This window comes from Streptomyces sp. CB00316, from assembly GCF_001905595.1.
Classification (GTDB): Bacteria; Actinomycetota; Actinomycetes; order Streptomycetales; family Streptomycetaceae; genus Streptomyces.
The window spans coordinates 271,558-281,128 of the sequence record NZ_LIXI01000009.1 but is presented as its reverse complement, the minus strand read 5'-3'; the positions used below and the strand labels follow the sequence as shown (position 1 = coordinate 281,128).

The window sequence follows — 9,571 nt, the reverse complement described above, 5'->3', positions numbered from 1 at the left end:
GATGTGGTGGGGTGTGGGGGCCGCGCTGGTGGCCAACCTGCTGTACAGCGTGGGGTTCGTGGTGGAGAAGCGGGCCCTGGGCGATCTGCCCGAGCTCTCCGCGGGCAAGCCGCTGCGCCTGATCCTCGTCCTGCTCACCAGCCCGCTGTGGATCCTGGGCGCGCTGTCACTGGCGGCCGGTTTCGCGGCCCAGCTGATCGTCTACCGCGCGCTGCCGATCGCGGCGGCGCAGGGCATCTTCGTCTCCGGCCTGGTGCTGCTGCTCCTGCTCTCCTCGATCGTCCTCGGCGAGGAGTCGACCGGGCGCGAACGGTACGCCCTGGGCGGCGTCCTGGTGGCGTTGCTGATGGTCGTCGCCTCGGTCCGCGAGGGCGAGGACCAGGTGAGCTCCGGTGCCCCGTGGATGCTGGTGCTCCTGGTCTGCGTCCCGGCGCTGGCGGCGGGCGTCTGGCTCTACGTACGGGTGGAGAGCCGGGCGAACAAGCGCCACCGGGTGCCGACCAGCGGCATCGGCTACGGGGTGGCGGTCGGGCTGCTGTACGGCGTCAGCTCCCTGGCCGTGAAGGGCACCTCCAGCCGGCTGACCACCACCGACGTCGGGGAGGCCGCCCGTTCGCTGTTCGGCTCGCCCTACCCGTATCTGCTGCTCTTCACCGCCGTGGCCGGTCTCATCATGTCCCAGACGGCGCTGCAGCGCTGCCGGGCCTCCCTCATCGTGCCCGTGTGCACTACGGTGACCTGCGTCTTCACCGCGGTCCTCGGGAGCATCGCCTTCGGGGAGTCCCTCCCCGACGATCCGCTGCTGCTGACCCTGCGGCTGGCCGGCACCGCGCTGGCCCTCACCGTCCTGCTGGCCATGCCCCGCCATGACCCTCCCTCGACGGCCCCGTCCTGACCCCGTCCACCGGCCCTGTGCCCTCCCGTCCCGTCCCCACCACCGAGGGAGCCCCCATGAACCTCCCCACCACCGAGGGAGTCTCCATGAACCCCGACGATCCCCTGCTCGCCATCCTGGTCTGCCCGCTCGACAAGGGCCCCCTGGCCCTGCTGACCGATGAGGAGGCGCTCTACAACCCCCGCCTGCGCCTGAATTACCCCATCCTGGACGGCATCCCGCAGCTGCTGCCCTCCTCGGGCCGCAAGGTCGACGCCGACGCCCACGAGAGATACCTGGCGCATCTGAAAGCCTCGGCCGCGTGACGACGTTCGCCGCGGCGGTGGCGTCCCGGCTGCCCACAAGCCTGGTCGGCTCCGCCGCCGTCGTCCTCTACCCGCGCTTCGAGCCGGAGCTGCGCCGGCTAGCCGACTTCTGCCCGCCCGGCTCCACCGCCGTGGACATCGGCGGCTGGTACGGGCCCTGGTCGCGGCGGCTCGCCCGGCGCTGCGACCGGGTCGTCACGGTGGAGCCCGTACCGCACCTCGCCGGCCATCTGCGCCGTACGCTGCCGTCGAACGTCCGGGTGGTGCAGGGCGCGGCGACGGACCGCGACGGCTCCACGGTCCAGCTCTGGCTACCGCAGGGCGACGAGGGCGACCGCGGGGTCTCCTCACTGGAGCGCCGTGACATCCACGCGCACTGCGTCGAGGTGGAGTCCCTCACCATCGACGGCCTGGGCCTGGAAGGCGTCGACTTCGTGAAGATGGACGTCGACGGTGCGGAGGTGGCCGCTCTGCGGGGTGCGGCGGAGCTGCTGCGGCGGGACCGCCCGGCGCTGCTCGTCGAGTTGGAGAGCCGGCTCGGCCCGGTCGCCCCGGCGATCACGCTGCTCACCGGCCAGGGGTACGCGGGGTGGGTCCTGCCCGGACGGCGCTGGGTCCCGCTGGCCGGCTTCGACCTGCCGGCCCATCAGGCGCGGACGGAACACCTCGTCCATCAGGGGCTGCTGCGCAGGGCGTTCGTGCCGCGGCGCACCCGGTACATCAACTCGGTGCTGTTCCTTCCCGAGGGGCGGGTGCCGGGCGCCGCGGCGGCCTGAGCGAATCCGCCGGTGCGGGCCGCGCTGAGAGGGGACATCGCGGGGCAGGTGAGGGGGAGCCGGGCGGCCGTCCCCACGAGGGCGGGTCACCCGGCCGAACCGCCGAGACCGCCATGTACGACCTGGCCGACCCCGAGGAGTTCCGCCGTGATCGAGAGCGCAGACATCCGTGAGTGGCGTACGCGTGACGTCGTCGACCCCGACGGGCGCAGGATCGGGTCCCTGGAGTCCGTCTACGTCGACACGGGGACGGACCAGCCGGCGTTCGCCACCGTGATCGTGGGCCTGCCGACCCGTCACCGGCTGGTCTTCGTGCCGCTGGAGGGGACCGTCGTCGGCCCGGACTACGTGAAGGTCGCCCACGCCAAGGCCAAGGTGAAGGACGGCCCTTCGATCGGGACGGACGACGTCCTGCCCGCCGAGGACGAACCGGCGCTCTTCGCCTACTTCGGTCTGGCGTACCGGCCACCGGCCGATGGCGTACGCGTCCTGGCCCGCCGCTGACGCCCTGCCCGGCCGGTCAGGGGTGCGGTCGGGCGTGCGGTCAGGTGTGCGGTCAGGGCAGGAGCTCGACGTACCCGTCGGTTCCGTGCACGCGGATCCGCTGCCCGTCCCGGATCAGCCGGGTGGCGCGCTCCACGCCGACGACGGCGGGCAGGCCGTACTCCCGGGCGATCACCGCGCCGTGGGTCATCAGGCCGCCCACCTCCGTCACCAGGCCCGCGACGCCGAGGAACAGCGGCGACCAGCTGGGATCGGTGAACCTCGTGACCAGGATGTCGCCCGCTTCGAGGTCGGCGTCCGTCAGGTCCAGGATGACGCGGGCCCTCCCCTCGACGGTCCCGGTGGAGACGGCCAGGCCGGCCAGGGCCCCGGCCGGTACGTCCTCCCGCCGGTACGCCCCGGTGAGAGCCTCGCCGTCCGATGTGAGCACCCGGGGCGGTGTGAGCGCGTGGTACGACCGGAACGCGTCCTTACGCCACTGGATGAGCCGGTCGTCCACCTGGCGCGAGCGCACGACCTCGTGGAGCTCATGGAACGTGAGGTAGAAGATGTCCTCCTTCTCGGACAGCACACGGGCCTGTACAAGGCGCTCGGCCTCCTCCAGAAGCGCCTGCTTGTAGAGGAAGGAGCGGCTGACGATGCCGTACTTCGGGTACTCCCGGTATCCGGCGAAGGCTCTGACCTGGTCGATCATCCGCTTGGCCTCATCGGCCCTGCGGTCCCCGTCCGGCAGGGCGCGCAGGCGCGACAGCACGTCCTGCTCCTTCTGCCGTGCCTTCTGCCGACCCTGCTCGAAGCGCCGTGCGGCGGCGCCCGGCCCGAAGTTCCTGACGTTGTCGAGGATCAGGGGGACGAGCGTGGTGGGGCGCTCGCGCCAGCGTGGCCTCGTGATGTCGATCTCGCCCACACAGCGCATGCCGTACCGGTCGAGGTAGGCGTCGATCGCCTCGCGCGCCTCGGTGCCGCCGGGCAGCTTCGCCAGCTCGTCCAGGAAACCCTCGTCCCGCACTCCCTCGAGGAACGCCACCACCTCGGGGTGCGGGCGGATGACGTCCGCCACGTCGAGCAGGTCCAGTCCCATCTCCGACGTGATGTTGCCGGGGGCGGAGAGCGTGAGCGTGTCAGCCGCGTTCTTCTCTCCCAGCCACTCCCCCAGCTTGTCGTTGAGCCACCAGGTGGCCTCCGTGCCCGCCGTGATCGCCCGCATGCTCAGCGGATCGCCGAGGACGCGCTTGTGCTCCTCGAAGGCCTCCAGCAGGAAGTCGAACAGCGCCGGTCCGCTCCTCGTCCGCAGGTCACGCTCCAAGGCGGCGACCGACACCCGGCTGCGCTCCATCAGCTCCGGGACGATCGCCGGATCGACCTCGGCCGACGGCTCCGACGCGCCCCCGGCCGGTGGCCCTCCGGGGCCCGTTTCCGGGAGCGAGGGGACGAGGTCGTCCCGGTCGAGGACGGTCTCCAGAGCGTCCCTGACCAGCGGATCGCCTCTGCCCAGCACGTCCAGGAGGGCGGCGCGTGACGCGGGCGATGCCAGTCGGCGGGTAACGTCGACGAACAGCCTTCCGCCGGCCTCGTGCATCGGCACCATGGCCGTCCGCTGCCACAGGGAGAGGCCCAGCGGCTTCATGGGGTCGGTCATCATCTGCTGATGGCCGACGGAGACATAGACGTGAGGGTCCTGGTCACCGGCGTCGGGGATGGGGAACACCGTCGTGATCGGCCGGCTCTGGACGATCCGGAAGCCGTCGTCGGCCAAGCACCATTCGATGTCCTGCGGGCGGCCGAAGTACGCTTCGATCCGCCGCCCGAGCTCCACGAGCCGCAGGACCTGCGCATCCGTCAGCGCCGGCCGCCCCTGCCGCCGCGGGTCGACCTCCACCTCCCGCGTACCGCCGCCCGGCAGGGCGTGAACGGCGCGCTGCTTGGCGGCGATCGCCCGGGCGACGACCTCGCCGTCCCGCACGGTGAAGACGTCCGGGTTCACCAGCCCGGAGACCAGGGCCTCGCCGAGGCCGAAGCCGGCGTCCACAGTGGCGGTCCGCCGGTCGCCCGAGAGGGGGTCGGCCGTGAACAGGACGCCGGCCGCCTCGGGGAAGACCATCTGCTGGACGACCACGGCCATCTCGACCGTACGGTGGTCGATGCCGGTCCGCCCACGGTAGGCGACGGCCCGCTCGGTGAACAGCGAGGCCCAGCACCGGCTGACGTGCCGGAGGACCTCGGCCGGCCCGACGACGTTCAGATAGGTGTCCTGCTGGCCTGCGAAGGAGGCCGTCGGCAGGTCCTCCGCCGTCGCGCTGGACCGGACGGCGACGGCGGGCCGCTCGCCGAGCCGGGTGCCGAGCCGGGCGAGCGCACCGGCGATCTCCGCCGCGAGGTCGCCGGGGATCGCGGTCTCCTCGATGGCCCGGCGGACATCCGCGCTGAGCGTGCGGAGCGCCTCCCGGTCGTCCGGGTCCGAGCGCGACAACCTCTCGAGCCGGTCGTCGATGGAGGGCACCCGCGCCACCACCCGCCGGAAGGCGTCCGTCGTCACGCAGAAGCCGTCCGGCACGTGGATGCCTTCGATCCGTGACAGCGCGCCCAGATGCGCTCCCTTGCCGCCGACGACGGCGACCTGCGTCGCGTCGGCCTCATGAAGGTCCCGTACGTCTGTCCGGCGCATCGTCATTCCTGCTTCCTCCGCGGTTCGGGGCACGGCGGACGATTCTGCGCGGTGCCCCGGGCCTTGTGGCAAGCCCCCTGGTGCGCTATATGTTGGACACGGCAAGGAGAGGGCTCTCCTTGCCTTTCCTATTTGCGCGCCACGTTCCACGCTCCCCCGACTCCGTACGGCGGGCTGTCGGATGGTGCGTTCGGGTCTTCTGCGGGCGAGCAGCGTGTTGCGGCGTGCGGATGATACGACCAGGTGGTGTTCTGCTCACCCTGGCAATCCCCGGCCGATGGCGAGATGGCGAGTCCTTGGCCGCGCTGCTCCGAAGGTGCCCTCCATGGAACTCTGCACGGCATTCGTGCTCGGCGGGCTGGCAGTGCTGCTGATGCTGGTCGGCAGCACGGTCTATGTCGACCACGCCGTGAACGCCGACGCGGACGACGACACCGACCCGGGGGAGGAGTTCTCCGTGTGAGGGGCCCCGGCACGAGGTCGATGCACAGGTCCTAGGGTGTCGACGTGAGAGTGCTGCTGGTGGAGGACGACGCCAACCTCCGGTTCGGGGTGGCCGCCGCGCTGCGGGCCGCCGGGCTCGCGGTGGACGAGGCGGCCGATCTGCCGCAGGCCGACGAGGCCCTGTTCGTCACCGCGTACGACTGCGCGGTCTTCGACCGGATGCTGCCCTCCGGGGACGCCGCGGACTATGTGGAAGAGCTCCGGCGGGACGGGCGGGCCGTTCCGGTGCTGTTCCTGACCGCACGGGACACCGTCGCCGACCGGGTGGAGGGGTTCGCCCGGGGCGGCGACGACTATCTGGTGAAGCCGTTCGCCGTGCCGGAGCTGGTCGCCCGGGTGCGCAGCCTGTGCCGTCGCGCTCCGGCCGTGAGCCCGCCGGTGCTGCGGGTCGGGGACGTGGCGATCGACACCGCGCGGCGCCAGGTGCGCCGGGCGGGCGTCCTGCTGACCTTCACCCGCCGGGAGTTCGCGGTCCTGGAGGTGCTGGCCACGCGCGCCGACCAGGCGGTGGGGCGGGCGGAGCTGATCGAGAGCTGTTGGGACGAGATGGCGGAGCCGCAGTCCAACGTGCTGGAGGTACTGATCTCGCAGCTGCGGCGGAAGCTCGGCGGCCCTCCGCTCATCCACACCGTGCGCGGCGTCGGCTACCGCCTGGCCGAGGAGCCCGCCCGATGAGGGCCGTACGCCGTCCGTTCCGCTCCGCCCGCGCGCTGACGCCGACGGCTCGCGTACGAAGGCTGCGCCGGCGCATCACCGTGCTGTTCGCGCTGACGAGTGCGGCGGGGCTGGTCGCGATGGCGGTCCTGGCGGTGCGCAGCGACGGCGTGCGCGGGCGTGAACAGCTGGACCAGGCCATGAGCGCCGACACCAACTGGGCGCTGGGCCTGCTGGAGACCGACGAGGACAGCCGGCTGGACACCGAGGTGCTGCTCGACAACGCGGGGACCGCGTGCCCGCCGCTCTTCCTGCTCTCGGCGCCGACGGCGGCCGGGGAGCCGGCCGCCACGTCCGGGAAGCCGGTGGTCACCCCCGGGGAGCTGGTCGTCGAGCACGCCCCTCGCCGGCCCTGTCTCACCGTCTCCGCCGCCTCCGTACGGCAGGCGGCCGCCACCGCCGTACGGGCCGATGAGCCCCGGTCCCGGGACGCGCGGACGGCGGACGGCGAGCCGGTGCGGATGTTCGCGCTGCCCTTCTATCCGCCGGAGGCGGAGGAGGACGCGGCGCCGCAGGGGGCCCTCGTCACCGTGGCGGACGCGTCGGCCCAGTGGGCCGACCACCGGCGGCTGACCTGGGTGGTGAGCGGCGGGTGCGCCCTGTTGGTCCTCCTGTCGGCCGGGGTCGGGCACCTGCTCTCGGGGCGGGCGGTCCGGCCGGCGCTGGAGGCGCTGGACCGGCAGGAGTCGTTCCTGGCGGACGCCGCGCACGACCTGCGTACGCCGGCGGCCTCGCTGCGGACGCTCGCCGAGACCGCGCTGCGCGGTGAGACGGACAGCACCGACGTGCACCGGCGCACGCTGCGGCTCGCGGAGGGCATGGGCACGCTGGTCGACGGGCTGCTCACCCGGGCCCGGCTGATGTCGGGGACGGCCGTTCTCGCGGTGGAGCCGTTGCGGCTTGACCAGTTGGTGGAGGCCGTCGTCGAGGACGCGGCGGGCGAGGGCCAACGGGTGGCGGTGCGGGCGGAGCTGGCCGTGGTGGTGGTCGCCGACCCGGATCTCGTACGCCGCGCGGTGGCCAATCTGGTCGGCAACGCGCTCGTCCACGGTCACCTGCCGGGTAAGCCGGCCGAGGTGGAGGTGACCGTCGACGGCGAGGGGACGGTCACGGTGGAGGACTCGGGGCCGGGTCTGCCGCCGGAGGTGGCAGGCGCGCTCTTCGACCGGTTCCGCAGCGGTTCGGGCTCGACCGGGCTGGGCCTGTCGATCGCGTCCTGGGTCGCCCACGCCCACGGCGGCAGTCTCACGGCGGAGCCCGGGCGGCGCGGCGGGGCCCTGTTCGTGCTCCGCCTGCCCGCCGGGGGCCCGGCCACCGGCGGCTGACCGTACGGCGCCTCATCAAATCCTCAGCATCGCCCAGGAATGCTTCGGGTCGGAACCACACCACCCTCTCCAGGGAGCACTCCGTTGAACCGCGCCGTCCGTCGCCGCCCCGCCCTCGCCACCACCGCCCTGGCCCTCCTCGGCGCCCTCTCCCTCACCGCCTGTACGGGCGGCCCGATGCCCGCCCCAGGCAAGGCGCGGGCCGCCGACCCGGCCTCGCACCCCGACCTCGACCCCTTCTACGGCCAGCGGTTGGAGTGGACCGGCTGCGCGACCGACGGGTACGAGTGCGCGTCGCTGACGGTCCCCCTGGACTACGCGCGCCCCGGGAACGGCCGGACGTTCGTCCTCCCGGTGGCGCGCGCGGCCGCGACGGGTCCGGCGCAGCGCATCGGCTCGCTCGTCTTCAACCCGGGCGGGCCCGGAGCGGCCGGGGTGAGCTCGTTGGAGGAGGGGATGGACGAGGCGTTCGGCCCGGCGGTGCGGGCCCGCTTCGACATCGTCGGCTTCGACCCGCGCGGGGTCGGGGGAAGCGTTCCGGCCCTTACCTGCGAACCGGCCGGGGCTGAGGAGGAGGACACCTCGCAAGAAGCCTCCGACACCGTCGCGCCGCTCTACCCCCGCACGGAAGCCGACCGCTCGGCAGCCGCCTCGGGTGCCCGCACGGCCGCCGAGGACTGCGAGGAGCACAGCGGCCCCATCCTCCGGCACGTCGGCACCGAGGACGCGGCCCGCGACCTGGACGTCCTGCGCGCGGCCCTCGGCGACCGCCGACTCACCTACCTGGGCTGGTCGTACGGGACGAGCCTGGGCACCTCGTACGCCGAGCGGTTTCCCCGCCGGGTCCGCGCCATGGTCCTGGACGGCGCGATCGATCCCTCTCTGGACTGGCGGCAGCGGGTGATCAGCCAGTCGGCCGGCTTCCGCCGGAGCGTGGACGACTACGCCGAGCAGTGCGCGGAGATCGCCGGTGACAGCTGCCCCGGCGCAAGCCTCCAGGAGATACGGGCGCTGATCGAGCGCCTCTACCAGCGGGCGGAGCGCGAGCCGCTGCCGGTCGCGGAGGACAGTACGTACGCGGAGTACGGCGGCATGGACGCGACCGCCGTCCTCGACGCGGTCTCCATGGCGATGTACACGCCGGAGGACCAGTGGGAGCCGCTGTCGGAGGCGCTGCGGGAGGCGGACCAGGGGGATGCGACGAAGCTGGGCGCCCTGGACGACGAGGAGGAGAGCGAGGACCCCGGCACCGCTGAAGGGGAGGACGCCGAAGCGGAGCAGGAGGACGACGCCCCCGAGCCCCCCGCCGACAACAGCGACGCCGCACTCACCGCCGTCAACTGCCTGGACGTCCCCCACCCCCGCTCCCTGAGCCCTTATTGGGACGCCCTCGCCCCCGCCGACAAGGCGGCCGGGGTCTACGGAACCGCCGGGGTTACCGCCGAACTCACCTGTCGCGACTGGCCGTCCGGCGGGCGGCGCCCGCACCGGGTGGACGCGGACGGCGTACCGCCGGTCCTGGTCGTGGGCACGACGGGCGACCCGGCCACCCCGTACGAGGAGTCGGTGAGTCTGGCGGAGCAGTTCCCGGAGGGGATGCTGCTGACGTACGAGGGGCTCGGCCACACCGCGTACGGGCGGGGCGACGCCTGCGTCACCGCGAAGGTCGACGCCTATCTGGTGAAGCGGGAGCGGGTCCGCCCCGGGACGATCTGCTGACCCGACGGCATGATGGTCAGGTTACGCAGACCCTGCCTCGCCCGGGTCCCGCCGTCCGAGCGGCACATTCGCGAACATCAAGGGCACAACCCTCCAGGCCGGACACCGCTTCTGAGGAATCCTCATTTACTGGCCGGTAGAGAGCTATGCGACGCAGGTCACAC

At 72.9% G+C, this 9,571-nt stretch carries 9 protein-coding genes; 8 read left to right on the top strand and 1 reads right to left on the bottom strand.

The features are described 5' to 3' along the window. Nucleotide 1: 1 nt before the first annotated feature. The 4 genes from AMK21_RS25105 (at nucleotide 2) to AMK21_RS25090 (ending at nucleotide 2,480) form a co-directional block, all read left to right on the top strand. Nucleotides 2-895 carry a hypothetical protein gene (locus AMK21_RS25105; RefSeq protein ID WP_073881430.1) on the top strand — a complete coding sequence of 298 codons (894 nt, stop codon included), beginning with the start codon at nucleotides 2-4 and terminating at the stop codon, nucleotides 893-895. Between the two features lie 86 nt (nucleotides 896-981). Beyond that, on the top strand, nucleotides 982-1,200 hold the full coding sequence (locus AMK21_RS25100) for a Trm112 family protein (RefSeq protein WP_073881501.1): 219 nt from the start codon (nucleotides 982-984) through the stop codon (nucleotides 1,198-1,200). After that, nucleotides 1,197-1,976, top strand: a complete 780-nt coding sequence (locus tag AMK21_RS25095) for an FkbM family methyltransferase (protein ID WP_073881429.1) — start codon at nucleotides 1,197-1,199, stop codon at nucleotides 1,974-1,976. The genes AMK21_RS25100 and AMK21_RS25095 overlap by 4 nt, the downstream gene beginning before the upstream one ends. Nucleotides 1,977-2,123: 147 nt before the next feature. Then, complete coding sequence (locus tag AMK21_RS25090) at nucleotides 2,124-2,480, top strand: PRC-barrel domain-containing protein (protein ID WP_073881428.1); 357 nt, start codon at nucleotides 2,124-2,126, stop codon at nucleotides 2,478-2,480. Nucleotides 2,481-2,532: 52 nt separating this feature from the next. On the opposite strand, the gene rph is transcribed toward AMK21_RS25090, so the two are convergent. Beyond that, nucleotides 2,533-5,151 carry a rifamycin-inactivating phosphotransferase gene (gene rph, locus AMK21_RS25085; RefSeq protein WP_107429989.1) on the bottom strand — a complete coding sequence of 873 codons (2,619 nt, stop codon included), beginning with the start codon at nucleotides 5,149-5,151 and terminating at the stop codon, nucleotides 2,533-2,535. Nucleotides 5,152-5,470: 319 nt separating this feature from the next. Between rph and AMK21_RS35175 the strand changes: the two genes are divergently transcribed. The 4 genes from AMK21_RS35175 (at nucleotide 5,471) to AMK21_RS25070 (ending at nucleotide 9,407) form a co-directional block, all read left to right on the top strand. Further along, nucleotides 5,471-5,608 (top strand): hypothetical protein, encoded by a 138-nt coding sequence (locus AMK21_RS35175; RefSeq protein WP_158070731.1) that lies wholly within the window; start codon nucleotides 5,471-5,473, stop codon nucleotides 5,606-5,608. Nucleotides 5,609-5,658: 50 nt separating this feature from the next. Continuing rightward, nucleotides 5,659-6,324, top strand: a complete 666-nt coding sequence (locus AMK21_RS25080) for a response regulator transcription factor (RefSeq protein WP_073881427.1) — start codon at nucleotides 5,659-5,661, stop codon at nucleotides 6,322-6,324. After that, nucleotides 6,321-7,688, top strand: a complete 1,368-nt coding sequence (locus tag AMK21_RS25075; RefSeq protein WP_073881426.1) for a sensor histidine kinase — start codon at nucleotides 6,321-6,323, stop codon at nucleotides 7,686-7,688. Before AMK21_RS25080 ends, AMK21_RS25075 begins: the two co-directional genes overlap by 4 nt. Nucleotides 7,689-7,772: 84 nt before the next feature. Then, on the top strand, nucleotides 7,773-9,407 hold the full coding sequence (locus AMK21_RS25070; RefSeq protein WP_079181245.1) for an alpha/beta hydrolase: 1,635 nt from the start codon (nucleotides 7,773-7,775) through the stop codon (nucleotides 9,405-9,407). The last annotated feature ends 164 nt before the right edge of the window (nucleotides 9,408-9,571 follow it).